Below are 26,493 nucleotides of genomic sequence, written 5' to 3' on the forward strand. Positions count from 1 at the left end.
AATCTAAAAAAAACTTATAAAATAAGGAGTTGGCATGATTACTCCTTAATCTTATTTTCTAATGTCTTTTATAATGTCAAGAACCTGTTTCACTTTTACAGTAAGTCCTTCGAAATCTTGATTGTCTAATATATCTTTTGAGATTAACTGCGAACCTAAACCAACGCAAGTCGCACCGGCATTTAGCCAAGAACTCAAACTTTCAACCGTTGGATAAACACCTCCTGTAGGCATAATGTTTGTCCATGGGCAAGGTCCTTTTATTGCTTTGATAAATTCTGGCCCATAGATATCAGCAGGAAATAATTTTACAATTTCGCAGCCTAATTCTTCCGCTCTTGCAATCTCTGTCAAAGTTCCGCAGCCTGGTGACCAAAGCACTTTTCTGCGGTTACAAGCTATAGCTATATCTTCTCTAAAAACGGGCGTTACAATAAAATTCGCCCCTAAACTCATGTACAATGAAGCCGAAGCTGCATCTGTAACAGAACCTACACCTAGAATCATTCCCGGAAGTTCTGCTAAAGCATATTTATTTAAAGCTCCAAAAACTTCATGTGCAAAATCACCACGACTTGTAAATTCCATTAATCGGGCTCCTCCGTCATAACAGGCTTTTAAAACTTTCTTACTTAATTCGATATCCGAATGAAAAAATAGCGGAACCATTCCGTTCTCTTTCATTTGAGATGCCACTTCAATTCTTGAATATTTTGCCATTTCTATTTTATTATCTTGATACTAATGCAGAACCATCACCATCAATCATATTCTCCACTTCTTTTAAGGAAACCAAGTTGTAATCTCCAGCAATTGTATGTTTTAAACAACAAGCTGCAACTGCAAAATCTAATGCTCTTTGGTTATTGTTATATTCTAATAATCCATAGATTAATCCGCCCATGAAAGCATCACCACTTCCTACGCGATCTACAACTGGAGTAACTTCTTTAACAGCAGCGCTATGAATTGCTTTTCCGTCGTATAAAATTCCGCCGATTCTTTGGTGCGAAGCACTTACAGAATAACGAAGCGTTGTTGCAGCAATCTTCAAATTCGGAATTAATTGAAACAATTTATCATATAACGCAGGAAGCGTTTTTTCATCCTGATAATTCGGATTCACTTTTGGAATTCCAAGCATGAAATAAGCTGTATCAATATCTCCTAAAATCACATTACTGTATTGCAGCATTTCTGGCATTACATCGCTTGGCGTTTTGCCATACTGCCACAATTTTGATCTGTAATTTAAGTCACAAGAAATTTTAATTCCTTTTTTGTGAGCGATTTTAATCGCTTCTAAACAAGCTTCTGCAGCACTTTGAGAAATTGCTGGCGTAATACCACTCCAGTGAAACCATTCTGCTCCTTCTAAAACTGTTTCCCAGTCAACTTGTCCTTTTTGAATAGTCGACATAGCGCTATGAGCACGATCGTAAACCACATTGCTTCCTCGTGTTCCCGCGCCAGTTTCTAAGAAATAAATTCCTAAACGTTCTCCGCCGTAAACAATGTTTTTCGACTCCACGTTCATTTTTCTCATTTCTTTTAATGCCGAAAAACCAATTTCATTTTCTGGCAGTCTGGTAACAAACTCAGCATTTACTCCGTAATTTGCCAACGAAACACAAACATTAAATTCACCGCCTCCGTATGTAGCACCAAATGCTGTAGACTGCGAAAAACGTAAATGTCTCTCTGTCGAAAGACGAAGCATGATTTCTCCAAATGCAACTACTCTACTCATGTTATATTTATTTTGTCACTCCCGATAGCTATCGGGATTGCGAACTTTGCGGTTAAACTTTAATTAAAATTTAAAATACTCTTTTGCGTTATTGTATGAGATGTCAGAAACTAATTTTCCGATCCATTCCATATCGTTTGGCAATTCTCCTCTTTTGATTTCGTCTCCCAAAAGATTACATAAAATACGTCTGAAATATTCGTGTCTTGGGAACGATAAGAAACTTCTAGAATCTGTCAACATCCCAACAAAACAGCTGATTAACCCCATGTTAGACAAAGCATTCAATTGTTTTGTCATTCCATCTTTTTGATCTAAGAACCACCATCCTGAACCAAATTGTACTTTTCCACGAACGCTTCCGTCATTGAAATTTCCGATCATCGTTGCCATAACTTCGTTATCAGCAGGATTTAAGTTGTAAATGATCGTTTTAGTCAATTTATCTTTACTATCTAAAGCATTTAAGAAAGCAGATAATTTTTGAGCTTGTGGAAAATCTCCAATAGAATCCCATCCTGTATCTGGACCTAAGATTCTGTGCATACGAGCATTGTTGTTACGCAATGCACCTAAGTGAAACTGCTGTACCCATCCAAACTCATGATAGGTTTCTGATAAGAAAACTAAAATAGCGCTATGGAATTTTAGAACTTCTTCTGGAGACAGTTCGCCGTTTTCTCTTTTCTTTTTGAAAATAGCATTGACTTCACTTTCTGTAAAGTTTTCAAAATCAATTTGATTTAAACCGTGATCACTTAATTTACATCCGTTTGCGTTAAAGAATTCGATTCTTTTTCTCAAAGCAGACTGCAAATCAGCGTACGTGTTAATTGCAACTCCGGACACATCCCCTAATGTGTCCAGATATGCATTATATCCATCATTAGCAATTAAGATGGCTTTATCAGGTCTGAAAGCCGTACTCATCTTGATTCCAGTCGAATTGTTTGCGAATTTCTGGTGAAATTCTAATGTATCGATTGGATCTTCTGTCGTACAAACCAGTTCAGCGTTTACTTTTTTAAGCAGGTTTTGTGTGCTATACGCTGGAGAATTTACTTTTTCTGAAGTTTCTAAATAAATTTTCTCAGCTGACTTTTCATTCAATAAATCATAAATATCAAAATAACGAGCCAATTCTAAATGTGTCCAGTGGTATAACGGATTACGCATCGTGTACGGAACTGTTTTTCCCCAGTTTAAGAATTTATCTTTATCTGAACCGTTTCCTGTTACAAACTGCTCGTTGATTCCCAATGTACGCATTGCACGCCATTTGTAGTGGTCACCGTTAATCCAAACCTGAGTGATATTATCAAAGATTTTATCTTCGGCAATAAACTGCGGATTTAAGTGATTATGGTAATCAATAATTGGCTGATTTTTAGAGTAATTGTGATACAACTCTTCAGCATATTTATTTTCTAATAAAAAATTATCGTTGATGAAAGTCTGGCTCATGTCTTTTAAAATAAAATTTGAAAATTATTCTTCGTTTGAAGGTTTTCCGATTGTCGCAAGGATTCCTCCGTCAACATACAAAATGTGACCGTTTACAAAATCGCTTGCTTTAGATGATAAAAATATCGCTGCTCCGGCTAAATCGCTTGGATCTCCCCATTTTGCAGCTGGCGTTCTGCTAATAATAAAATCATTAAAAGGATGCCCGTCTACACGAATTGGCTTTGTCTGCTCAGTAGCAAAATAACCAGGTCCGATTCCGTTGATTTGAACGTTGTATTTTGCCCATTCTGTCGCCATGTTTTTAGTCAGCATTTTTAAGCCTCCTTTTGCAGCAGCATAAGCAGAAACTGTATTTCTTCCCAATTCACTCATCATAGAGCAAATGTTGATGATTTTTCCTTGTCTTCTTGCAATCATTCCTTTTGCAACGTGCTTAGAAACAATAAACGGACTTACTAAATCAATATCAACCACTTCTCTGAAATCTGAAACCTCCATATCCAACAATGGAATTCTTTTAATAATTCCGGCGTTATTGATCAAGATATCGATTGATCCAACTTCACTTTCAATTTTCTGAACCGCTGTTTTCACTTCTTGCTCTTCAGTTACATTAAATTTGTAACCAACTGCATTAATGCCTTCACTTTTTAATTCCGCTACAGCGTTATCAATTTTTTCTTGAGAAGAATTTCCGTTTACTACAATCGTAGCTCCGGCTTGACCTAATCCTTTTGCCATTGCCATTCCAAGTCCGTGTGTAGAACCTGTGATAAGGGCAACTTTTCCTTTTATATCAAATAAATTTGTCATTTCTTATCTTAAATCAGTGATTTTACAAACATCCATATCTCCATAATCTAAATTTTCACCCGCCATTCCCCAGATAAAAGTATAATTGCTGGTTCCTGAACCCGAGTGAATTGACCAAGGCGGAGAAATTACTGCCTGATGATTGTTCATCCAGATATGTCTTGTTTCTTGCGGTTGTCCCATAAAGTGGCAAACTGCCTGATCTTGCGGAATATCTAAGTAAAAATACACTTCCATTCTACGATCGTGAACGTGCGCTGGCATTGTATTCCAAACACTTCCTGGTTTCAATTCTGTCATTCCCATTTGCAATTGGCAAGTTGTCACCACACTTCCAATAATCATTTGGTTTACAGTTCGGTGGTTTGCTGTTTCCATTGTTCCTAACTGTAATTTATTCGCTTCAACTAAACTTACTTTCTTAGTTGGATAAGTGGTGTGCGCTGGTGCAGAATTTAAATAGAATTTAGCAGGATTGTTTTTGTCATCACTTTTAAAAACAACTTCTTTATTTCCAGCTCCGATGTACAAAGCATCTTTAAAACCCAACTCATACGTTGTTCCTTCAACCACAACAGAACCGCTTCCACCAACATTGATGATGCCTAATTCTCTTCTTTCCAAAAAATAAGGTGCCTTTAGCGGATCTATAGTTTCTAAAGTTAAATCGCCTTTAACAGGAACTGCAGAACCTGCAATGTATCTGTCGTAATGCGAGTAAACCAATACTACTTCATCCTCCTGCATTAAGTCATCAATCAGGAATTCTTCTCTCAATTGCTGCGTATCATATTTTTTAACAGCTTCTGGGCTTGACGCGTATCTTGAACTATATTTTGTCATAATTTTAAATTAATGTAATCGATTGCACAAAATTATATTTTTAAATTTAAATAGCATAATTGAATTGAAAAAAAATGCTTCAATTATCAAAAAACTATTAAAGATCGGTAATTGGACGGTATTTAGGAACTAAAGTTTTCATTACTATCCATCCTGTTAAATAGCAGACTGCACAGATAGAAAAAATAATCATATAGCCAGAGTTTATTCCGTTCACTACATTTTCTCCAGAAGCAGAAAGCGATTTTAAAAACTCTTCTAAACTTCCTATTCCTTTTTCAGCAAGAAAAGCCTTTTCTGATACTGCATTTTGAAACTGTGGATATTTTTCTAATAATGGCTGGCCGTTTACTGAACTCCAATTTCTTTGTGTAAAATCAAACAATACACCAGAACCTTTATTGATTAATGTTGAGCCAACACCTCCTGCTAATCCACCGATACCAGTAATAGTTGCGATTGCTTTCTTTGGAAACATATCTCCTACTGTTGTAAAAATATTGGCAGACCAAGACTGATGCGCCGCACCTGCAATACCAATAATGATTACGGGAACCCAATAACTGATATAACCCAACGGCTGAGCCGCTAAAGCTAATAGAGGAAAAAAAGCAAAAATCAACATCGCTCTCATTCTTCCTTCGTATGGATTCATTCCTTTTTTCTCCACAAAATATGTTGGAAGCCATCCGCCAATAATAGAAAGCAAAGTAATCATATACAATATAAACAAAGGAAAAGCTGCTTGCGTAGAATCCATTCCGTAAACTGAGCTTAAATAAGCTGGTGTCCAAAATAAAAAGAACCACCAAACGCCATCTGTCATAAATTTACCAAAAGCAAAGGCCCAAGTCTGTTTGTATTTAAAACAATCTTTTAAAGAAACTTTAGCAGCAGTTTCTGGCTTATACCCTTCAATTTTACTATCTGCAATATCATCTTGCTGAATATAAGCTAATTCTTCTGGCGTAACTCTTGTATGCTTCTCTGGTTTATCATACATAAACATCCAGAATCCCATCCAGATAAACCCTAAAGCTCCAATGATAATAAATGACATTTCCCATCCAAAAGATTCTGCAATAAAAGGAATCGTGATTGGCGCTGCTAAAGCTCCAACTGTTGCTCCAGCATTGAAAATACTCGTGGCAAAGGCTCTGTCTTTTTTAGGAAAATATTCTGCTGTAGTTTTAATAGCCGCCGGAAAGTTTCCTGCTTCTCCAACAGCCAAAACGAAACGAGCAAAAATAAATAAAGCTACACTCACATTGATTACCAACGCTGTATCGCTTATTGTACCAATTATTTCTTTTGAGCCATGAAACCCAACAAACCATTCTCCTGTAATAATTCCAGAAGTGGCAATTCCGCAGAATGCATGAAGACAAGCTCCTATAGACCAAATTCCGATTGCCCAAAGAAATCCTTTTTTAGTATCTAACCAATCTACAAATCGGCCAGCAAACAAAAGAGAAACTGCATAAAAAATAGAAAATAAAGCGGTAATATTTCCGTAATCGTTATTGGTCCAATGGAATTCTGGCGCAATAAAATCTTTCCATGTTAACGAAAGAACTTGTCGATCTAGATAATTGATTGTGGTTGCGAAGAACAGCAATGCACAAATACTCCAACGGTATTTTCCTGTACTTTTGATGCTTTGATTTGCGGCAACAGTTTCGGTTTGATTCATAGTAAGTGGGTATTATAGTTTTATAATTTTGGTGATCTTAAAAGACTATATTTACTGCTTTCTAAAAATATTAAAATCAATAAATTAGCATCTTTAAAGAAAATTAATGTAATCGATTGCACAAATATAGTTTTTAATCTGTACAATCCAAATAATATTGTATGAAAAATTATTTTAAGTCATTAAATAAACATATTACATAAAAAAAAGAATACAAAATTACACATTAAACAATATATTTGTTAAAAGGCAATAGGCGAATTTTATCCTTTTTATGGGGTAAAATTGTCCTAAAATCTATATTTTGTAAGTTTATTACATTCTAATTTTTCTTTCTGGTCAAGTTATTTAATTTCTTTCAGTAAACTAGAATAAACAATTGTCAAACAATTAATTATAATCAAATTGAAAACCTCAAAAACACAAACTTTAAGAAGTGTAACTTTTAGCTTTCTTCTTTTTTCAGGAATTTTTAATGTTAGTGCACAAAATCAAGTAATCCCGCTTTGGAGTAAAATTCCTGACGAAATAAAAGCAGATTACAAGGAAAAAGAAGTTATAAAAGAGGGGAAAATGCAGAGCACAAGCCAGGTTTCTGTACCTACTTTAAGCATTTTTATTCCGAAAGAAATAAAACCAAACCAGACAGCAGTTGTTATTTGTCCAGGTGGCGGCTATACTCATTTGGCCTTTGATAAAGAAGGAACAAAAGTTGCAGAATGGTTTAATAGTTTAGGAATTGCCGCTTTTGTATTAAAATACCGAATGCCGACCGATTTAACAATGAAAAACAAAAACGTTGGTCCGTTGCAAGATGCTCAAGAAGCCATTCGCTACGTAAGGCAAAATGCATCAAAATGGAAAATCGACGCGAATAAGATTGGGATTTTAGGCTTTTCTGCTGGAGGACATTTGGCTTCTACTGCCTCAACCCATTATGACGATAACGTATATGAGTCGGCTTTTAAGGTTAGCGCGCGTCCCGATTTTTCGCTATTGATTTATCCTGTAATTTCAATGGAAAATGAAATTACGCATAAAGGTTCACAAACCAATTTACTTGGAAATAATCCTTCAAAAGAATTAATAGATTCATTTTCGAATGAAAAGAAAGTTACTTCAAAAACACCGCCTACTTTTTTAATTCACGCGACAGACGATACTGTCGTAATACCAGAAAACAGCATCAATTACTATTTGGCTTTAAAGAAAAATGGTGTTTCAGCAGAGTTGCACATTTATGAAAAAGGAGGTCACGGATTTGGTTTAGGCGTTGCTGATACTAGCAAATTTTGGACAAGAGATTGCGAAGAATGGCTAAAAGCAAACGGCTATAATTAAAAAAAGATGGGCAAAACTTTTACAAGTTTTGCCCCTTATCAAAAAAAAAAAAAACAAAAAAGGAATTAAAAAAACCATTTTAGTATGTTTAAGCAGTAACTTCTTGTTCTGCTGTAGTTTTCAATTTAGGGACAGGAATTGCCTTACTTGCTGCTTTTGGTTTTGGAGCAGGTTTCTTTTTGCCAAATTTCTGTTTTCCCCACCAAATAATAAATCCTGTAATAGGTAAGCTGGCAGAAATTAAACTCGCTAAAAATGCAATAATTTTACCTGTAAGTCCAAGAACACTTCCTACGTGAATATCATAATTCATACGTCGGATTTTGTCTGGAATATTGGCCTCGATATACTTTCCGGAGAAAGGTGTTTTAATCGAGATTTCTTTCAAACTCTGCTGATCAAAACTGTATCGGTCCATGTTATAAAAAGTGTGTTTCTTTTTGTAAACAAAAGCGCCAATTGGATCTGCAGGTTTCCCAGGAATGCTAATCATAATTCCAGCAGCCTGAGGATTTTCTTTTCTTATATTCAATAAAACTTTATCGGCTGTTGTGATATTGAATTCTTTTACATGAGTGGTATCAGACTTTGGAGATTCGCGATTTTCTGTAAGCGGTTTACCTCCAGAGGTTACCCAATATAATGATTTACTCCACCATCCAAAACTCCATACTAAACCCGTTACGGCTATAAAAAACAGGAAAATACAGCTGTAAAAACCAAGTACATTATGCATATCATAATTGACACGTTTAAAGCTGGCATCCCATTTAATTTTAAAACTTTTATCTATTATAGATTTTATCCATTTTGTAGGCCACCATAAAACGATACCTGAAATTAATAGCACGACAAAAATTAAAACTGCAACTCCTACAATTGGTCTCCCAATATCATAAGGAAGCCATAATGCACGATGCCCGTTTAAAATCCATCTGAAAAAATCTGGAGAATCTCCTCTCGAAAAAGTTTTTACGTTTAATACTTCTCCCGTATACGGATTCATATAAACGCTAATAAAAGTTCCAGATCTTCTACCGCCTTTGCGTTTTTCACCTTTTCCTTTTCCTTTCCTTTTTTCAGCGGCTTTTCCTTGCGGTTTTACTTCTGATTTGGCATTTTCATTTTTAGCAAAATCCCTTTTTCTTTCTCCTTTTTTATGTTCGCCTTTTCCGCCTCTTTCACCTTCTCCTTTTTTCTCCACAAAATAACCCACAATTGCTGCTTCGTCTTTTGCTCCAAAAGTCACACTTGTAGCTTTCTTGTCTTTCATTTTTTTATCTGCAATCGATACCAATTGCGACGGAAGTAAAAATGCTTTTTCCTGAGGCTTTACAAAACGCCAGTCTTCAATAAAATCTTTTATTTCATTTTCAAAAACATAAATACAGCCTGTAAGACTGACAATTACTACAATAATTCCAGAGGCTAACCCAAGCCACAAATGTAGCCAAGCCATGATACGCTTAAAAAGCGACTTTTTACTTTTTTTCTTGTTATTAGGTTTTGGTTTTGACGAAGAAAACATAATCGGATAGATAAATAGGATAAATAAAAAAACCGTAAGTCCTCATAAAAAAATAAGGACTTACGGCAAAAAAATATTAGTATTTTAATTTTTGGATTGCAGTAATTTGACCACCTTCAACTTTCATACCTTTTGTTGCAACAGCAGTTGTACCGTTGATTGAGTAAATCCAGCTTCCTTCAGGAGTATTTATACCTACAATCGCAGAATTACCATCTTCTGATGTAATGTTGTAGCGGCTAGTAACAGAAGTCAATGTTTCTGGCGCATTTGTTACCCAAGTAAATGTCTGATTGTAAACATCTGCAATTGCCATTTTTACAGCACCATTATTTTTACCCGCATTTCCGTACATTAACAATAGGAATTTTCCTTTTGAAATATAAGTAGTAGAAGAGATTTTGTATCCTCCAGATTTCTCTTGAACATTAAAGAAATAAGACTTGTCAAATTCTGTAGTTCCTTTTTTGATTTTTACAACCGCTGATGGTTTAGTAGAAGTCAAAGTCGCATTGCTGGTAGCAATTGCACCAGAGAAACCGTAAGCATCACCATTTTCATCTTGGAATAATCCGTTTGTAAAGTAAGCTCCTAAGTAACTTGTACGGTTGTCTTTGATTACTTTTTCTAATTTAAGTTCTGGATAATTGTAAACTGCTACCCAAGTACTATCTGGATTAGCTGTACCAAAGTTGTCTAATCCGTCACCTTTAATACTCATGTACGGCATAAATACTTTATCTCCTACTTGAGTTGCCCATGTAAAGAAGGCTCTTTCTCCGTTTCCAGCTAATTTTTTAGTATCTTGTTGTGCTTCACCAGTAATTAATGATTTTTCAGCATCAATTTTGTACATCATAGCGATAGATGCTGCACCACTTCTTGGAACTTTAACAGTTAAAATATCTTTGTTTACAGCAGCAAAAACGTGTACCGTTTCTGCCTGAAAATCAGATTTTTTCTGCAATTTACCTTCACTTGTTAAATTATAAGTAGTTACAGCACCTGGATTTCCTTGTCCGTACAATAAACTAAAAAAGTTATTCTGTGCTGTAATGTAATAACGGTAAGTTCCGTCTTGTTCAATACCATTACCAATTGTACTAATTGTTCCTGTAGAAACATCATCAGTAGTCAATAAGTAATCTGCAATTCCTACTGCCCCAGTAGTTGCTGTAATGATATATTTTGTTTTACCTGTATCTTCTCCTCCTCCAGTTCCGTTTCCAGAATTATCATCACTGCTGCATGAGAATGTTGTAAAAGCTATAAAAGCTGCGAATAAAGCTAATTTGTTACCTTTTTTCATATTATTATGGTGTTAAAAAATTTATTAATTTGATTTGCTAAAGAAGTATCTGAATTTTATATAAAAAGCGCGACTTGGTTTTTGTAATGAAAAATTATCATATAATTTATTATCGAACAGATTTTTACATTCAAAAGCAATATTGTACTTTCCGTCTGCAAGTGTATATACTGCATTTAAATCGTGATTGAATTGCTGTGGAATTTCTAATTTACTGTCTTTGCTTCCCATGCTAGGCCAAGACAAATAGTAAGTATGAACATATAGTAAATTATAACCAACAGATAAGTTGTTGCCTTTTTTAAACACATCATTAAAAAATACAGTCGCATCAACATTACCGTACATATAAGGTATGTTAGGAATTCTATCTTTGTAGAACCAAGACACAAAGTTTTCGCCTGGTTCATATTTAGTCATATTACGAAGATTTTGATAGGTCAAGTTGATACCACTTGTAAATCTTTTTCGGTACGAATATCTAATCTCTCCATCAACACCATAATTGGTCATTTTACCAAGATTTACTGAATAACTGTCTACTTGATTGGTAAATAATGTGTTTCTAATAAAATCTCTAGCATCGCGATACATGAAATTTACATCAAAAGCCAACGCATTTACTTTATTGAAACTTGTTTGATAACTTGCTCCCAAATTGTAGTTGTAACTAGTTTCAGGCTTTAAATCGATGTTTGGTGCAACGTTTTCATTCGGATTACCAAAAAGTTCTCTAGAGCCTGGAAGACGATAACTCTTTTCAAAAGAAGCTTTTATTTGCAGGTTCTCTCTTAGGTAATAACTTGATGCAGCGCCATATCCAAGTGTAGAAGTTTTATCTTCAAATATTTGATATGCAATGTCACCCGCATTCCCGCTAGGATTATAACTTCTTGAATATTTTGTAAATAGATCGTAATTTTTTAAGAACACAGAAGTACTCCATTTTTTATTATAATCGAATTTATATCCTAACCCTAAAATATTTTTTTGCGTTTTTCTTGGCTGCTGATACGCTATAGATTCTGGAACTAATTCATCTTCTTGTTTACGATCAAAAGTTGTAAAAGTGTTATTCAACATAAACGAATGACGCTCACCAAGACTATAGGTTGCATTGGCATTTACAATACCATTATTGTCTTTTAATTTCATTAATGTTCTGCTCCTCTCACCTCCAGCACCACTGTACTGAATGTAATCTCCAAACCAGTTGTATTTTCTGTAAACTGTATCTACAGTCTGCTCTTCACCAAAATTGTAGTTTGCGTTTAAGTTCACATTCAAACCTTTTGTAAATAAATCTTTTACCTGATATTTAATAGTTGGCATTAAGATATTTCCTTGTGTATAACGGCTTCCAAAAACAGCTTTCATTCTTGCTCCAGTCTGGATATCGGCTTTATTTTGTCCGCCTGTAAAACCGATTAATAATTTATCAGCATATTTTTTTCCGGTAATACCAACATTTACAATTACGGTTTCATTATGGTAAGTATCATGAAATCTTCTCACTCTTGCATTTGGGAAATATTCGCCCGTTTTCAAATCTGCTGCTTCAACATTTACCCAATAATTATTATCTGAATAGTTTTGAAAAGCATTGATTTCTGTTGTAAAACCACTCTTTGCCGTATATCCAGCATTTATTGCCGTTTTATGAGTATTAAAAGAACCAAATGAATAAGAAGCATCAAAATAAGTTCTCGGTTTGCTGTTGGTTACGATATTTACTGCACCTCCTAGAGCATCTCCACCCAGCCAGATTGGCACTACACCTTTGTAAACTTCAACACGATCTGCGAGATTAATTGGAATATTATTCAATTGGAAAGATGACCCGAAATTGTCCATTGGAATTCCATCAATAAAAACTTTAATTTGATTACCCGAGAAACCATTAATAGCCAGTTCTGATTGTGAGCCTACCCCTCCTTGTTCACGTACTCGTACACCAGAAACTCGGTCTAATGCATGAGAAAGATCTAAAGTGGTATTATGCAATTTCTTAGCATCAATAGCTGTAACACTATAAGCTTGTTTATTAACCTTATCTGTTGCGGTACGTCCGATAACAGTAACACTTTCTAATTCTTGCAATTCATTGTCTAACTGAAGTGAAATTGTAACGTTATTATCTAAAACTTCAATTTGCTTTTTCTGACCTGAAAATCCAATAGCAGAAATTTTCAAAGTGTATTTTCCGGGCTTCACATTTTTAAAAACAAAATTCCCGTTTTCATCCGAAATCATGCTTAAATCCGTTTTATCAATAATTACGGTTGCAAAAGGAATTGTTTGACCTGATTTTTCAGTAACTTGTCCCGATACCAAAAAACCTTGATTTTGCTGAGCTTTTAATACGATTGAAAAGAACAAAAATGAAATAAAAAATAAAAATTTACGCGTTGACATATCTTTAATTAGACTAATTATAAATAACTTTGCTGCAAAAGTACCATCAACGTCTTGATAAAAGATAGGGAAAAACGGATTATTATTTTGTAAAAACGGATTAAATTTTGAAAATCAACGCCACTCTTTTAACTTCTCAAACGCCTATAATTAAAATTCAAATTGGAGATAATTATTACCCAAAAAGCATTTTAACTGAAGAAAATGTCAATATCCAAAATGAAGATTCAGAAACAATAAAAAGCAGGCATCTTATAACTGAAGGACTAGTTCTACTTGATACTCAGTTATATTTTTCAAAACCAAAAACTATTCTTTTCGAAATTGATGAAGAATCGATTGTAATGAATTTTATTTATACCAGTAATGTAGAAACATACATTGACCAACTGGAAAGCGAAAAGTTTTCTAAAGAAAATACACATAATATTTTTTACACCAACAATTTTAAAGGGTCATTTAAAATTCCGGCCCAGAAAGATGTAAATTACTTGTCGATTATACTTTCTAAAGAATTCTATTATAACATTATCAACGAAGACTGGCACTTGCATGAGAAATTTTCAAAAAAAATTCTAGGCAAACAATCTTCTTATTTAACGACAAAATACCTTCCTTTTACACCCGCGATTCAATGGGTAACATCCGAAATAAAAAATTGCACACGAGAAGGCGTTTTAAAAAGAATTTATATCGAAAGTAAAATCAAAGAGCTGCTTATTCATCAGCTTGAAACTTTGGTTACCAAGCCTTTAATTTCAGAAAAAATTAGTGAAGAAGATTTCAGCAAGCTTTTACAAGCAAAAAAAATATTAGAAAACGATTATAGAAATACCCCTACTCTGGTTGAACTTTCGAGACTTATTTCGCTAAACGAATTCAAACTCAAAAAAGGTTTTAAAGCTTGTTTCGGAACCACCGTTAAGAGCTATATCATAAAACTGAGAATGGAGCATGCTAGAGAATTATTTCAAAACAAAATTGCAACGGTAAGCGAAGCGGCGTATAAATGCGGTTATAAAGATGTTTCTCATTTTTCGGCTGCTTTTAAAAACTATTACGGATTCTCGCCTCAAAAGTTTAAAATCAATACCGATATCATTCCGTTTTTCTTACTTGTTTTTTCGTTTGCTTTATAAAAAAAGGGTTTCAAAATTCAATCCGTCGACTTCCTTTTAAAACCCTAAAAAATTAGACATTAATGTATAGTGCAAACTCTTATACAAGTACCCACGATCAAATGAATATGTCAAAATTTAATTCAAAAAAAAATGTTTCTCCAAAAAACATGAATGTTAAAACTTAAAATGATATTCTAAAAAAGGCAAAAACAGCATTGTTATTAAATTTCAACAGCCCAAAATTAAAATGCTCAAGAGAGATTCCCTTACGGTTTTCCACATTCAACGAAAAATTAACATCATTATAACAAAACAAAAAGTTTAATTGGTTGTGTAGCAAAATATTGCCAAAAGCAACTTTAACTAAATTTTGTAAAAGAAAATACTAGATTCTTATCGAGAAAGTTGGTAAAAAAATAAAAAACATATTTCTTGTCCTAGATTAAGTCACTTTTTCTAAATCCCTGACTAAATTTGTCAACGCAAGTAGATAATTAGATAATTTCTTAGAAGCTTAGAAGCTCAGTACCTCAGTACCTTAGTAACTTAATAACTTAGAACCTCAAAAAAATGAAGCTACAATTTTTATTACTCGGAAAAAATGAAGCTATTTTAGCTATTTTGCTTCGTCTGGTTAACGCAGATGAGAACTGGAATGGAGTTGCTTTTAATAACGAAAAGGAAGCTCAAGAATACTTTCAAAACAATAAAATAGATATTGTGCTTTTGAGTTCTGCAATTGAAGATCATATCGAAAAAGAGTTTACCTCTTTCTGCGTAAAACATCAACCTGATGTCGAAGTTATTGAACATTTTGGAGGCGGAAGCGGTTTATTGAAATCGGAAATCCTGCATAGGCTGCATTTGAAAGGAAAGCTTTAAATTTGTTTTCTTTAAAGTATCAAAATGGAAAAAACATATTCGGTTGTCTTTTATTCTAAAGAGTTGGTTGATCCTGTTAAGAAAATGAAAGACTTCTTAAGAAGCAAAATAGATTGGTATAATAGCTGCAATTCTGAAGCTCATATTACCATTTGTGAATTTACAATTGATGATTCTAAAATTGATTCTATTAAACAAAAGCTGATTAAAATAGCGGATACCTTTACACCTTCTCAAGTACATTTAGATCATTTTGGATTCTATGAGCATGCAGGGGCTTTTTACATTGCTGCTAACGAAGAATCTAAAAGCAATCTAATACCAATAATGAAAAAGATTCACGAAATTTTAAAACCCTTAAAATTAAAAAAAAGCGAGGATCCACACCTATCAATCGGACGACGATTAACTTCAGAAAACTTAAAAATAGCATCAGAATTATTTACAACAATCGATCTCGTTTTTCTTTGTGATTCGATTGTTTTGAGAGAATTTAATCCTGCAGTAAAACAGTTTTTTGTTACTGATACTTTCCCTTTTGGAAACAATCCGCAGCCTGAGTTTGTTCAGGCGAGTTTGTTTTAATACGTTATTAACCGCAAGGGGCGCTAGGATTACGCAAAGGACGTAAAGTTTCATTATAGCTAAGCCATAACCCAAGGTTTCAGCCTTGGGTACACAGCAAATTCCTCTCTAAATGTACCCAAGGTTGAAACCTTGGGCTATGTTCTGAAATAGATTACACAAAGCTTTGCACACTTTTTAAATCTTAAATAAACTTAACCCGTTTTATTTTTCATCATCCTTCGATCTATCTAGAGATGAATTCATTGCGTACCCAAGGTTGAAACCTTGGGCTATGTTCTGAATAAATCATACAAAGCTTTGCGCACTTTTTAAATCTTAAATAAATTCAACTTTGCGCCCTTTGCGTAATTCCTAGCGCCCTTTGCGGTTAAAAAAACTTAACACCTCAGCACCTTAACATCTTAGCCACTAAAAAAAACGTATATTTGATTTTTGCAAACTTCAACACTATGAAATCTCTTGACTCATTTTATAAAGACATCACCGAAGGATCAACCGTTGACCCTAATTCTTTGCTTCCAAATGACATTCAGAAAGAAATTGGGCACTTTAATGTTTTCGATATAAAAGAGCTTCTAGAGCGCATGCAAGGAAAACCAGTTATGCCTTATGACAGAAGAGCTTACTACAAAATAAGTTTGATAAAAGGCCATAACAGAGCTGAATACGCCGATAAAATAATCGAAATCGAAAAACAAGGATTGTTATTTGCGACACCCAAAATTCCGTACAATTATTTACCGCAAGACACCAATCAAGGAGGCCAATTTTGTGTTTTTACAAGTGAATTTCTTTCTAAAAGTAAAAGCGGAATTGATCTGGACGAACTCCCAATTTTCGCTTCAGACGGTTACCCGATTTTTCAGCTTTCAGACGAAGAAGTTTCAGAAGTAGAATTGATATTCAACAAAATACAAAAAGAAATCAACTCTGATTATGTTTACAAATATGACTTAATCCGAAATTATGTTGCGGAGTTAATTCACTTTGGTCAAAAATTACAGCCTATTACGGCATTATATTCTAAGCACAATTCCGCAGCAAGAGTATCTTCTTTATTTGCTGAATTATTAGAAAGACAATTTCCGATTGAATCGCCAAACCAGCGATTAGAACTAAGAACTGCCAAAGATTTTGCCGAAAGATTATCAGTGCATGTCAATCATTTAAATAAAGTTTTAAAGGAAAATACTGGAAAAACAACCACAGAATTAATCAGCAGCAGATTAACCAACGAAGCCAAAATACTTTTAAAACAAACCGATTGGAATATCTCTGAAATTGCCTATTCTCTTGGTTTTGAAGAATTAGCGCATTTTTCTAATTTCTTTAAAAAACAAACAACCTTTACGCCGATTGCTTTTAGAAGCTGATTTTAGATTTTAGATTGTAGATTGTAGATTGTAGATTGTAGATTTTTTGATACGATTGAGAATCCGAAGGATTCAAATGTTTATAGCATATTATTTAGTTCGTTGTGTTTGACCCCTTCGGGGTCATATAATTCGTGGGGGATATGTATTCTATAAACATTTGAATCCTTCGGATTCTATTTTAGAATAAGCAATTCCGTATTCTTTTCCCCCTGAGCGAAGTATAAGGTTCTCATGCTATACATCCGCATCTTGGATATACGTTGCGTGTCCTTCGACTCCGCTCAGGAAGACATAAAATGAGAATTGGAATTTGGAATTTAAAAAATTGGATTTTTGCATCTGATTTGAATTTCGCAAACATCGATTTGATATTTACAAACTTCAAACATCACTTAACTTCTACCTTTGCCTTATCAATTTAAAACTAAATATAAAATGGCAGTAAATACAAAAATAGCTCTAGTTACAGGTGGTAGCAGAGGTTTAGGAAAAAACATGGCAATTGCAATTGCAAAAAAAGGATTAGATGTAATTATTACTTATAACAGCAAAAAAGAAGAAGCTGATGCAGTAGTTTCAGAAATTGAAGGTTTGGGTCAAAAAGCAGCTGCGTTACAATTAAATGTTGCAGATTCAGGAACTTTTGATTCTTTTTTTGAAGCTGTGAAAACAACTTTAAAAAACACTTTCAAAACAGATAAATTTGACTTTTTGGTAAATAATGCCGGAATTGGGATTCATAAATCGTTTATCGAAACTACAGAAGCCGATTTTGATTTATTGACCAATATCCAATTTAAAGGGCCTTTTTTCTTAACTCAAAAGGCTCTAAGCGAAATGAATGACGGCGGCGGAATTGTGAATATTTCAACTGGTTTAGCTAGATTTTCTTTCCCTGGTTATGCTGCTTATGCGTCTATGAAAGGTGCAATGGAAACCTTAACAAAATATCAGGCAAAAGAATTGGGCGCTAGAAAAATAAGAGTAAATATTGTGGCGCCTGGCGCCATAGAAACCAATTTTGGAGGCGGTGTTGTTCGCGATAATGAACAAATGAATCAGCAGATTGCTTCGGTAACGGCTTTAGGAAGAGTCGGCCTTCCTGATGATATTGGCGGAGTTATTGCCTTTTTATGCAGCGAAGAATCTCGCTGGGTAAACGCACAAAGAATTGAAGTTTCTGGCGGAATGATGTTGTAAAGGTTTCAAAATTTCATCCCGAAGCTTCGGGACCAAATTCCAAATTCCAAGTTTCAAGTTTCAAGTTTCAGGTTTGAACGTGAAACCTGAAACTTGAAACAAAAAACCTGAAACAAAAAATTAGAAAAACAAAACCCGATAAGCTTAAAAAAAACTTATCGGGTTTGTCATTTCAAATAATATTTGAATTAGTAAAGCCTTTATATAATTTGAATTCTTTTGATAAATATTCCATCCTTGTCAAAAACAAGATTGTAATTTTTTTGATCTTTTACGACAGCACATTCATAAGTTGTAATATTCTCATTATCTAAAACAGTAAATGACTTTCTGATAGCTTTTATTCCATAATTTTCCTTAAGATATTGCTGCGATTTTAGTGGCAAATTTTGTATTTGAATTTGATATTTATAAGATTTAAAATTTCCATTTTGATCATATAGAGCAAGAGCGATCGTTTTTGGCGTATTATTAAATTTTGCCATAAATATAACATCATCATTTTTACCGCTATATTGCATATCCCAAACTGCTTTTTTATTCGGGTACTTCTTTGCAAATGCTGCGGTAACATTTTCCGGTGGAACCAAAATACTGTTTTGACCAATTAACAAACTACTACAAAACAGTGTCGCTACTGAAATTATATTCCTCATTTTTAGATTTTGATTTCTATAAACGCAAATAAAATACAATTGTTTTGTTATGAAGAAAAGCTATTCTTTTTCAATAGAAACCTCAAAACCGCCGTCTTTATCAAAAACAACATCATAAAATTTAGTGTCCTTAATTACACCAACTTCATAAGTTGTTTTATTTTTATCGTCAACTACTTTTACAATTTCTTGAATCGCTTTTGCTTTGTAATTCTTTTTCAAATAGGACTGCGCTTTTATCGGAAGATCTCTAAAGGCAATCTGCAGTTCAAAAGCTTTCATAACTCCTAGATTGTCATAAATCGCTACCGCTTTGGTTGTATCGTTTACATTATATCGTGCTTCATACCTAACTTCGTCTGCATCGTCTCCAACATATTCTTCAGACCAGACTGGTACCTTTCCCGGATACTCTTTTTCAAAAGTAAACCGCACTTTTTCTGGCGGTGTAATCACTTTTTTCATGTTAGTTCCTTCTTGCGCCATCAAAAAACTACTGCATAAAAAAGTAAAAATCAAAAATGCTCTTTTCATAATTTCTCTTTTAAGTTGAACTTCAAATAACGTATTAAAAGTACTACTTTTTCTATTATGAAGGCAAAGATTTTTTTTAGTGTTCAGTGGTCAGTTTTTTAGTAGTCAGTCCCGAAACTTCTAGATGGTAATCAGTTTTAATTTAAGTATAAGAAGACTGAACACTAAAAAACTGACCACTGATCACTAAATTTTCTTAATCCTATCCGTCAATTCCCTTTTATAAGTAATTCCGATTGGGATTCTTTCGTTTTTAATGACAACAAAATCCTTTTCAGTTGCATCAATTTTATCTAAGGCAACGATATACGATTTATGAATGCGCATAAAACTTTTTTCTGGAAGACATTTTTCAAATTCTGTTGTCGTGATCGATGCCAAATAAGTTCGTTTGGTGGTATGAAGCTTCACATAATTTCCAAAACTTTGAGCAAACAAAAGCTGATCCAGTTCTATATCCATAATATAACCGTCCACTTTTACACTTACGGCATTCACAATGTTTTCTTCTTCTTTTGTTTTTCCATTTTCTGTAGAAAAAAAACGATCGATTGCTTTTAAAAACCTCGGAAAATAAATCGGTTTCAACAGATAATCAATAACGCCATAATCATAACTTTCCAGAGCAAATTCAGAATAAGCCGTTGTTAAAATTGTTTTAGGATGATTGGGGATAATCTTTAATAATTCCATTCCTGAAATTTCAGGCATATTAATATCCAGAAACATTAGATCGACTGTATTTTCACGAAGAAAATTCATCGCTTCAATTCCATTATAACCTTGAAAAACCAATTCTAACTGCGGATTCTGTTTAATATAATTCGCTAGAACATAATGCGCCGCGGGTTCATCATCTACAATTATACATTTCTTTGTTTCTTTCATCCTACAAACTTTTTTAGCTGAATTTCTAAATCAACAACGTAGGTCTGCTTATCATCGTTAATATTCAATTTATAGTCTTTTCCATAAATTAAATTCAAACGTTCAATCGTATTTTTTAAACCAATTTTGGTAGAAATCACATCATTTTTCTTCGGAATCGAATTGGCAACATGCAATTTCAACAAACCGTTTTCAACTGTAATCGTAATTTTTACATAACAATTTTCAATAGCGCAAGTTCCATGTTTAAAAGCATTTTCAATAAATGCAATTAATAGCATCGGCGATATTTTATACGTATATTCGATATCGACTTTGCTTTCAAAAGTAATATCACAGCGATAGCCAACACGCTCTTTTTCCAATTGTACATAACTGTTTATAAACTCCAATTCGTCTTCTAAAGAAACACATTGTTTGCTGTTACTTTCTAATTGATAACGCATTAGCTGCGAAACTTTCATAATCAAATCGGGCGTTCTGTCTGGAAACTGAAGGCTGATTCCGTAAAGTGTATTAAAAGTATTAAATAAAAAATGCGGATTTAATTGTCCTTTCAATGAATTTAACTGCATTTGATTGAACAATAAAGCCGCATCGGTTTGCTTTCTGTGAATACGATAAAACTTAAAAACAATAATCGGACTCAGAATACAGACCAAAGTCCCTAAAACGCTCGCCAATTGGTATGCATAACTTCTCTGATGTGAGTTTTGATATAAATGACATTTATTAAACATGTCCATCATGGTAATTTCATACAAAACCACAGAAAAGACAAAAACTCCAAAAAGCGTCAGAATAATATAAGTGAAAGGTTTGTTTGCTTTGAATAAAATTGGGAGCAAAAAAAAGCGGTTAAACTGGGCGTGCATGTATAAAATGCAGTAGAAAAAAATACCCATTAAAATAGAAGTGAATGAACTAATGAGCATCCAGTCATTTTTTAAGGTATAAATTGTAAAGGAGAAAAAGATAACTGCAACTTCTTGCCACCACTTGTTATCCAATATGTTATCGATTTTTTTGTTCATTCTTAATTGTGAAATAGTTTACAAAGTACGAACAAATATTTAATAATTTTTTCCATTAAATGACAAATTCAATTCGTCATTTACTAGTGCAGTACATCACTTAACCTGACTTTTATCAGTATAAGAGAAATAAATTTGTTTCATCAAAAACATTTTATTTCACACCTTGAGTTTATGTATTTCAAAAAAATTACCTATTTATTTTTATTGATTTTTGCCTCAATCGGTTATGCTCAAACCCTATCTTTAAAAGAAGCTGTAAAGATAGGTCTTGAAAACTACGGTTCTATCCGAGCAAAAAGCAATTACACCAATGCATCAAAAGAGACTCTAAAACAATCCCGTCGTGATTATCTGCCCAACCTTAACTTATCGGCGCAACAGGATTACGGAACTGTAAACGGACAAAACGGACCGCTTTACGGATTTGGAGGTTTAGGAGTAGCTTCGTCAGGTTTACCTCTTCCTGATCAAAACTGGAATTCGGCGTTTGGAGCGCTGTATTTAGTCAACATGAATTGGGATTTTTTCACTTTTGGAAAAGCGAAAGAGAAAATAAATCTTTCTAAAATTGATGTTCAGGCTAAAGAAAAAGATTTACAGCAGGAAAAATTTCAACAGGAAATTAAAATTTCGGCTGCTTATTTAAATCTTTTGGCAAGTCAGCGATTATTGATTTCACAGCAAAAAAATCTTTCCCGCGCAGAAGTTTTCAAAAAAACAGCAGCTGCAAGAGTTAAAAACGGCTTATTGGCTGGAGTAGATTCGACTTTAGCAACAGCCGAAGTTTCTAAAGCGAAAATTGCTTTAAACCTAGCTAAGAATTTCGTTAAAGAACAAAACAACAAATTAGTCGATTTAATGGGCGTTGCGCCGCAGGATTTTGTGACGGATACTTTATTTGTTACTCAGATTCCGAAAGATCTAATTAAAAGGGAAACTGCTACAGATAGTCTTCACCCTCTGTTACAATTGTACAAAACCAGAATCGATTACAGCAATCAGCAGGTGAAACTGTACAAACGATTCTATTATCCAACCATGAGTGCTTTTGGAGTTTTGCAGACCAGAGCTTCAGGATTTGATTCTTCTTATGCTTCTGATCAAACTGCCTTTACAAGAAATTACTGGGACGGTGTAAATCCAGATCGCACTAACTATTTAATTGGGGTTGGAATTACGTGGAATTTAACCACGCCTTTCCGTTCGAGCAAACAAGTGAGCGCTCAGAAATTTGTTTCGCAGGCGATTCAGGAAGAATACAATCAGGCAGATCGTGAATTGAAATCGCAGTTGAATTTTGCTGAAGATAAAATCCGAATTACGCTTGAAAACTACGCCGAAGCGCCAATTCAGGTTGATGCTGCTCGTAGAGCGTACATTCAGAAATCGACTTTATACAAAAACGGCTTAACCGATTTGACCGATTTAACGCAGACGATGTATGTTTTAAACCGTGCCGAAATTGATCGTGATATTGTCAATAATAATGTCTGGCAGTCGTACTTATTGAAAGTCGCTGCAACAGGGAATTTTGACTTATTTATAAATGAATTTTAATTATAAATCCTAATGAATTTAATACGTTTTGCACTCCGCAAACCCATATCGATCTTAGTATTGGTTGCGGGTCTATTTTTCTTCGGAATCGGTGCCATCAAAGACATTAAGGTAGATATTTTACCGAAAATGAATTTGCCGGTTATCTACATCGCGCATCCGTTTGGAGGTTACACGCCAGACCAGATGGAAGCTTATTTTGCCAAAAACTACGTGAACGTTTTACCTTTTTCGAATGGTATCAAATCGGTAGAAACCAAAAATATTCAGGGGTTAATGATTATGAAATTGACCTATTATGAAGGAACCAATATGGCGCAGGCAGCGGCCGAATTGAGTGCGCTTTCAAACAGGATTCAGGCGGCTTTTCCTCCGGGAACACAGCCACCGTTTATCATTCGTTTTGATGCTTCTTCTCTGCCGATTGGTCAATTGGTTTTGAGTTCTAAAGTAAGATCCAACAACGAATTACAGGATTTAGCCAACGTTTATGTTCGTGCTTCGTTTACTTCAATTCCAGGTTTATTATCTCCAGCTCCCTTCGGCGGAAGCCCAAGAACTATTGAGGTTAACGTAGATCCGGATTTATTGCGTTCGCATAATATGACGCCAGACCAGATTGTAGAAGCGATTCGTTTGAACAACCAAACGGCGCCGTCTGGAAACGTGCGTATGGGTGACAAAAACTATATTACGCCAACCAACAATACGATTAGAGAAATTGCAGATTTTGAGCAGATTCCGTTATTCAAAGGCGGTGTTCAAAACTTAAAACTGGGCGATGTAGCTCAGGTAAAAGACGGTGCCGATATTACGGCGGGTTATGCTTTGGTAAACGGAAAACGTTCGGTTTATATTAGTATTGCAAAAGCGGGAGACGCTTCGACTTGGGATGTGGTTCAGAAATTGAAAAAAGAATTGCCTAAAATTCAGAGTACACTTCCTGAAGATGTAAACATTACATACGAATTTGACCAGTCGGTTTATGTAATCAACTCGGTAAAAAGTTTGATTACAGAAGGAATTATCGGTGCGGTTCTTACGGGATTAATGGTTTTATTATTCTTGGGAGATAGACGTGCAGCGTTAATCGTAATTATGACGATTCCGATTTCGGTAATTTCTGGTGTTTTATTCCTGAAATTATTCGGACAGACGATCAATTTAATGTCATTATCAGGTTTGGCATTGGCGATTGGTATTTTGGTGGATGAAAGTACCGTTACGATCGAAAATATTCACCAACATCTCGATATGGGAAAACCCAAGGCGCTCGCCATCTGGGACGCCTGTCAGGAAATCGCGTTGCCTAAATTATTGATCTTACTTTGTATACTGGCGGTATTTGCTCCGGCATTTACCATGGTCGGAATTCCGGGAGCATTGTTCTTGCCTTTGGCTTTAGCAATTGGATTCTCAATGGTGATTTCGTTTTTACTTTCTCAGACTTTTGTTCCTGTAATGGCGAACTGGATGATGAAAGCACACACGAAACACGAACATGAACCAAATATTACCGACGATGAAGCAGAGTTTAACGCCTGCGGATTAACTCCAGAATCTGAACAGGATTTAATTGCTCAGAAAAAGGAAATGGTCGAAAGAGAAGATTTTAATGACGACGGAAAAGTGAGTGGTTTCGAGAAATTCAGAAACCGATTTATGCGCACTTTAGACCGATTGTTTGTTCATAAAAAAATAACGAGTATTAGCTATTTACTTATAGCGACGGTTTTAGCCATTGTATTTCTAGGATTTATCGGAAAAGATGTTTTTCCGAGAACCAATTCGAGCCAATTCCAATTAAGAATGCGCGCCGTTGATGGAACACGTTTGGAAAGAACCGAAGAACAAGCCAGAGTTGTTTTGAAAGAATTAGAAAAAATGGTAGGCAAAGAGCATATCGGAATTACTTCTGTTTATGTGGGTCAGCATCCTTCTCTATTCTCGATTAACCCGATTTATTTGTTCATGGCGGGTTCTCACGAAGCTGTTTTTCAGGTAAGTTTAAAAGACTATCATGAAGATATGGATGACTTTAAAGACGAGTTTAGAGCGCGTTTGAAAAAAGTTTTACCTGATACCAAACTTTCGTTTGAACCAATCGAATTGACAGACAAAGTATTGAGCCAGGGTTCTCCTACTCCAATCGAAATTCGAGTAGCTGGAAAAGACAAGAAACGAAACGAATTATATGCGACTCAAATTGTCGATAAATTAAAAGCGATTTCGTATTTCAGAGACGTTCAGATTGGACAGCCAATTCATTATCCAGCTATGAATATTGATATTGACAGAACCCGTGCAGCTGAATTAGGCGTTGATATGAATGACATTTCGCGTTCGTTGGTAGCTTCGACCTCATCTTCTCGTTATACTGAGAAAAACAACTGGGTTGACGAAAGAGCAGGATTATCATACGCGGTACAAGTTCAGGTTCCATTGAATAAAATGAAAAGCAAAACCGATATTGGAGAAATTCCGGTATTAAAAAACTCGCTTCGTCCTGTATTAAGTGACGTTGCCAAAATCACACCGGGCTTTGTAAGCGGTGAAAACGACAATTTAGGAGCCATGCCATACATTACCGTTACGGCCAACATCTACCAAACCGATTTAGGTACGGCATCAAAAGATGTGTCGTCAACAATTAGTTCTTTGGGCGATTTACCTCGTGGTTTGTTTATTACGCCAATTGGACTAAGTACTGTATTGACCGAAACATTAAGCAGTTTACAAACAGGATTATTGGTTGCCGTTTTTGTAATCTTCTTAATGTTGGCTGCTAATTTCCAATCGTTCAAAGTTTCATTAGTAATCTTAACGACCGTTCCTGCCGTAGTTTTAGGATCGTTATTAATGTTGACGATTACAGGTTCTACGCTGAATTTACAATCGTATATGGGAATCATTATGTCAGTCGGAGTTTCTATTGCCAATGCCGTCCTTTTGGTCACGAATGCCGAGCAATTGCGCAAAATAAACGGAAATGCCCTAGAATCGGCTCGTGAAGCTGCTGCATTGCGTCTTCGTCCGATTATCATGACTTCGGTTGCGATGATTGCGGGTATGTTGCCAATGGCGATCGGACACGGCGAAGGAGGCGATCAGGTTTCTCCGTTAGGAAGAGCAGTAATCGGCGGATTATTATTTTCTACATTTGCCGTATTATTAATCCTTCCGCAGATCTTTGCGTGGGCACAAGAAAAAACATCGACACAATCTGTTTCTCTAGATCCTGAAGATCCAGAAAGCATCCATTTTATCTCATCAATAAGCAAGTCGAAAGTTGGAAAGTAACCTGTTGAGTATATTTTTTAAACACATAGAAACATAGATTTGAGTTTTGAGTAAAAAAGGTAAAAGAAAAAACTAGTTTTAACACATAGTCTAACTATGTGCATTGAAACAAGTGAAACGCCTTATATACACAAAGAAAAGCTATCCCGATAGCTATCGGGACTATGTGTTAAAAATTACACGCAACAGATTAAA

The 26,493-nt window shown here is 34.8% G+C and carries 21 protein-coding genes; 8 read left to right on the top strand and 13 right to left on the bottom strand.

The annotated features are described in order from the left end of the window. Positions 1-51: 51 nt before the first annotated feature. From EG814_RS16905 to EG814_RS16930, 6 genes are all read right to left on the bottom strand, one after another. Positions 52-720, bottom strand: coding sequence for a bifunctional 4-hydroxy-2-oxoglutarate aldolase/2-dehydro-3-deoxy-phosphogluconate aldolase (locus EG814_RS16905; RefSeq protein WP_125723077.1), 669 nt, complete (start codon positions 718-720; stop codon positions 52-54). A gap of 10 nt (positions 721-730) precedes the next feature. Next, the gene (locus EG814_RS16910; protein WP_125723078.1) at positions 731-1,750 is read right to left on the bottom strand and encodes a sugar kinase; all 1,020 of its coding nucleotides are present in this window, start codon (positions 1,748-1,750) and stop codon (positions 731-733) included. 63 nt (positions 1,751-1,813) lie between these two features. Then, on the bottom strand, positions 1,814-3,214 hold the full coding sequence (gene uxaC, locus EG814_RS16915) for a glucuronate isomerase (RefSeq protein WP_125723079.1): 1,401 nt from the start codon (positions 3,212-3,214) through the stop codon (positions 1,814-1,816). A gap of 24 nt (positions 3,215-3,238) precedes the next feature. Further along, positions 3,239-4,030 (bottom strand): gluconate 5-dehydrogenase, encoded by a 792-nt coding sequence (locus tag EG814_RS16920; protein ID WP_125723080.1) that lies wholly within the window; start codon positions 4,028-4,030, stop codon positions 3,239-3,241. 3 nt (positions 4,031-4,033) lie between these two features. Continuing rightward, positions 4,034-4,873: a 5-dehydro-4-deoxy-D-glucuronate isomerase gene (kduI, locus tag EG814_RS16925; RefSeq protein WP_125723081.1), complete on the bottom strand. Its 840-nt coding sequence runs from the start codon at positions 4,871-4,873 to the stop codon at positions 4,034-4,036. Positions 4,874-4,970: 97 nt separating this feature from the next. Next, complete coding sequence (locus tag EG814_RS16930) at positions 4,971-6,566, bottom strand: MFS transporter (protein ID WP_125723082.1); 1,596 nt, start codon at positions 6,564-6,566, stop codon at positions 4,971-4,973. A gap of 405 nt (positions 6,567-6,971) precedes the next feature. On the opposite strand from EG814_RS16930, the gene EG814_RS16935 reads away from it, so the two are divergent. Then, positions 6,972-7,907, top strand: coding sequence for an alpha/beta hydrolase (locus tag EG814_RS16935; RefSeq protein WP_125723083.1), 936 nt, complete (start codon positions 6,972-6,974; stop codon positions 7,905-7,907). An 88-nt stretch (positions 7,908-7,995) separates the two neighbouring features. Here EG814_RS16935 and EG814_RS16940 read toward each other — a convergent pair whose 3' ends face one another. The 3 genes from EG814_RS16940 to EG814_RS16950 all read right to left on the bottom strand — a co-directional run bounded on the left by EG814_RS16940 (position 7,996) and on the right by EG814_RS16950 (position 13,159). Further along, entirely contained in the window at positions 7,996-9,366 is a 1,371-nt protein-coding gene (locus EG814_RS16940; protein WP_235831003.1) for a PepSY-associated TM helix domain-containing protein, read from the bottom strand. A 145-nt stretch (positions 9,367-9,511) separates the two neighbouring features. Next, positions 9,512-10,744: a DUF4374 domain-containing protein gene (locus EG814_RS16945; RefSeq protein WP_125723085.1), complete on the bottom strand. Its 1,233-nt coding sequence runs from the start codon at positions 10,742-10,744 to the stop codon at positions 9,512-9,514. Between the two features lie 24 nt (positions 10,745-10,768). After that, positions 10,769-13,159: a TonB-dependent receptor gene (locus tag EG814_RS16950; RefSeq protein WP_125723086.1), complete on the bottom strand. Its 2,391-nt coding sequence runs from the start codon at positions 13,157-13,159 to the stop codon at positions 10,769-10,771. Positions 13,160-13,266: 107 nt separating this feature from the next. Between EG814_RS16950 and EG814_RS16955 the strand changes: the two genes are divergently transcribed. From EG814_RS16955 to EG814_RS16975, 5 genes are all read left to right on the top strand, one after another. After that, entirely contained in the window at positions 13,267-14,298 is a 1,032-nt protein-coding gene (locus EG814_RS16955) for an AraC family transcriptional regulator (protein WP_125723087.1), read from the top strand. A gap of 552 nt (positions 14,299-14,850) precedes the next feature. After that, the gene (locus tag EG814_RS16960) at positions 14,851-15,162 is read left to right on the top strand and encodes a hypothetical protein (protein WP_125723088.1); all 312 of its coding nucleotides are present in this window, start codon (positions 14,851-14,853) and stop codon (positions 15,160-15,162) included. A gap of 24 nt (positions 15,163-15,186) precedes the next feature. Continuing rightward, on the top strand, positions 15,187-15,747 hold the full coding sequence (locus EG814_RS16965; protein WP_125723089.1) for a 2'-5' RNA ligase family protein: 561 nt from the start codon (positions 15,187-15,189) through the stop codon (positions 15,745-15,747). 452 nt (positions 15,748-16,199) lie between these two features. Further along, positions 16,200-17,123 carry a helix-turn-helix domain-containing protein gene (locus EG814_RS16970; protein ID WP_125723090.1) on the top strand — a complete coding sequence of 308 codons (924 nt, stop codon included), beginning with the start codon at positions 16,200-16,202 and terminating at the stop codon, positions 17,121-17,123. 438 nt (positions 17,124-17,561) lie between these two features. Next, positions 17,562-18,326: an SDR family NAD(P)-dependent oxidoreductase gene (locus tag EG814_RS16975; RefSeq protein ID WP_125723091.1), complete on the top strand. Its 765-nt coding sequence runs from the start codon at positions 17,562-17,564 to the stop codon at positions 18,324-18,326. Between the two features lie 200 nt (positions 18,327-18,526). Here the strand turns inward: EG814_RS16975 and EG814_RS16980 are convergent, their stop codons facing one another. The 4 genes from EG814_RS16980 to EG814_RS16995 all read right to left on the bottom strand — a co-directional run bounded on the left by EG814_RS16980 (position 18,527) and on the right by EG814_RS16995 (position 21,438). Next, positions 18,527-18,982 (bottom strand): hypothetical protein, encoded by a 456-nt coding sequence (locus EG814_RS16980; RefSeq protein WP_125723092.1) that lies wholly within the window; start codon positions 18,980-18,982, stop codon positions 18,527-18,529. Between the two features lie 60 nt (positions 18,983-19,042). Continuing rightward, complete coding sequence (locus EG814_RS16985; protein ID WP_125723093.1) at positions 19,043-19,516, bottom strand: hypothetical protein; 474 nt, start codon at positions 19,514-19,516, stop codon at positions 19,043-19,045. A gap of 186 nt (positions 19,517-19,702) precedes the next feature. Next, complete coding sequence (locus EG814_RS16990) at positions 19,703-20,404, bottom strand: LytR/AlgR family response regulator transcription factor (RefSeq protein WP_125723094.1); 702 nt, start codon at positions 20,402-20,404, stop codon at positions 19,703-19,705. Then, entirely contained in the window at positions 20,401-21,438 is a 1,038-nt protein-coding gene (locus tag EG814_RS16995) for a sensor histidine kinase (RefSeq protein ID WP_125723095.1), read from the bottom strand. Before EG814_RS16995 ends, EG814_RS16990 begins: the two co-directional genes overlap by 4 nt. Before the next feature lie 174 nt (positions 21,439-21,612). Between EG814_RS16995 and EG814_RS17000 the strand changes: the two genes are divergently transcribed. Next, positions 21,613-22,998, top strand: coding sequence for a TolC family protein (locus EG814_RS17000; protein ID WP_125723096.1), 1,386 nt, complete (start codon positions 21,613-21,615; stop codon positions 22,996-22,998). Positions 22,999-23,010: 12 nt separating this feature from the next. Further along, the gene (locus tag EG814_RS17005) at positions 23,011-26,298 is read left to right on the top strand and encodes an efflux RND transporter permease subunit (protein WP_125723097.1); all 3,288 of its coding nucleotides are present in this window, start codon (positions 23,011-23,013) and stop codon (positions 26,296-26,298) included. Positions 26,299-26,493: the final 195 nt, after the last annotated feature.

The sequence above is a fragment of the Flavobacterium ustbae genome (assembly GCF_003946915.1).
GTDB lineage: Bacteria > Bacteroidota > Bacteroidia > Flavobacteriales > Flavobacteriaceae > Flavobacterium > Flavobacterium ustbae.

What these genes read in the sequence shown, in the direction of transcription:
- EG814_RS16945 (WP_125723085.1), bottom strand. Translation starts at nt 10,744, where the DNA reads ATGAAAAAAGGTAACAAATTAGCTTTATTCGCAGCTTTTATAGCTTTT.
- EG814_RS16950 (WP_125723086.1), bottom strand. Translation starts at nt 13,159, where the DNA reads ATGTCAACGCGTAAATTTTTATTTTTTATTTCATTTTTGTTCTTTTCA.
- uxaC (WP_125723079.1), bottom strand. Translation starts at nt 3,214, where the DNA reads ATGAGCCAGACTTTCATCAACGATAATTTTTTATTAGAAAATAAATAT.
- EG814_RS16970 (WP_125723090.1), top strand. Translation starts at nt 16,200, where the DNA reads ATGAAATCTCTTGACTCATTTTATAAAGACATCACCGAAGGATCAACC.
- EG814_RS17005 (WP_125723097.1), top strand. Translation starts at nt 23,011, where the DNA reads ATGAATTTAATACGTTTTGCACTCCGCAAACCCATATCGATCTTAGTA.
- EG814_RS16995 (WP_125723095.1), bottom strand. Translation starts at nt 21,438, where the DNA reads ATGAACAAAAAAATCGATAACATATTGGATAACAAGTGGTGGCAAGAA.
- EG814_RS16965 (WP_125723089.1), top strand. Translation starts at nt 15,187, where the DNA reads ATGGAAAAAACATATTCGGTTGTCTTTTATTCTAAAGAGTTGGTTGAT.
- EG814_RS16960 (WP_125723088.1), top strand. Translation starts at nt 14,851, where the DNA reads ATGAAGCTACAATTTTTATTACTCGGAAAAAATGAAGCTATTTTAGCT.
- EG814_RS16990 (WP_125723094.1), bottom strand. Translation starts at nt 20,404, where the DNA reads ATGAAAGAAACAAAGAAATGTATAATTGTAGATGATGAACCCGCGGCG.
- EG814_RS16910 (WP_125723078.1), bottom strand. Translation starts at nt 1,750, where the DNA reads ATGAGTAGAGTAGTTGCATTTGGAGAAATCATGCTTCGTCTTTCGACA.
- EG814_RS16905 (WP_125723077.1), bottom strand. Translation starts at nt 720, where the DNA reads ATGGCAAAATATTCAAGAATTGAAGTGGCATCTCAAATGAAAGAGAAC.
- EG814_RS16930 (WP_125723082.1), bottom strand. Translation starts at nt 6,566, where the DNA reads ATGAATCAAACCGAAACTGTTGCCGCAAATCAAAGCATCAAAAGTACA.
- EG814_RS16940 (WP_235831003.1), bottom strand. Translation starts at nt 9,366, where the DNA reads ATGGCTTGGCTACATTTGTGGCTTGGGTTAGCCTCTGGAATTATTGTA.
- EG814_RS16920 (WP_125723080.1), bottom strand. Translation starts at nt 4,030, where the DNA reads ATGACAAATTTATTTGATATAAAAGGAAAAGTTGCCCTTATCACAGGT.
- EG814_RS16985 (WP_125723093.1), bottom strand. Translation starts at nt 19,516, where the DNA reads ATGAAAAGAGCATTTTTGATTTTTACTTTTTTATGCAGTAGTTTTTTG.
- kduI (WP_125723081.1), bottom strand. Translation starts at nt 4,873, where the DNA reads ATGACAAAATATAGTTCAAGATACGCGTCAAGCCCAGAAGCTGTTAAA.
- EG814_RS16975 (WP_125723091.1), top strand. Translation starts at nt 17,562, where the DNA reads ATGGCAGTAAATACAAAAATAGCTCTAGTTACAGGTGGTAGCAGAGGT.
- EG814_RS16980 (WP_125723092.1), bottom strand. Translation starts at nt 18,982, where the DNA reads ATGAGGAATATAATTTCAGTAGCGACACTGTTTTGTAGTAGTTTGTTA.
- EG814_RS17000 (WP_125723096.1), top strand. Translation starts at nt 21,613, where the DNA reads ATGTATTTCAAAAAAATTACCTATTTATTTTTATTGATTTTTGCCTCA.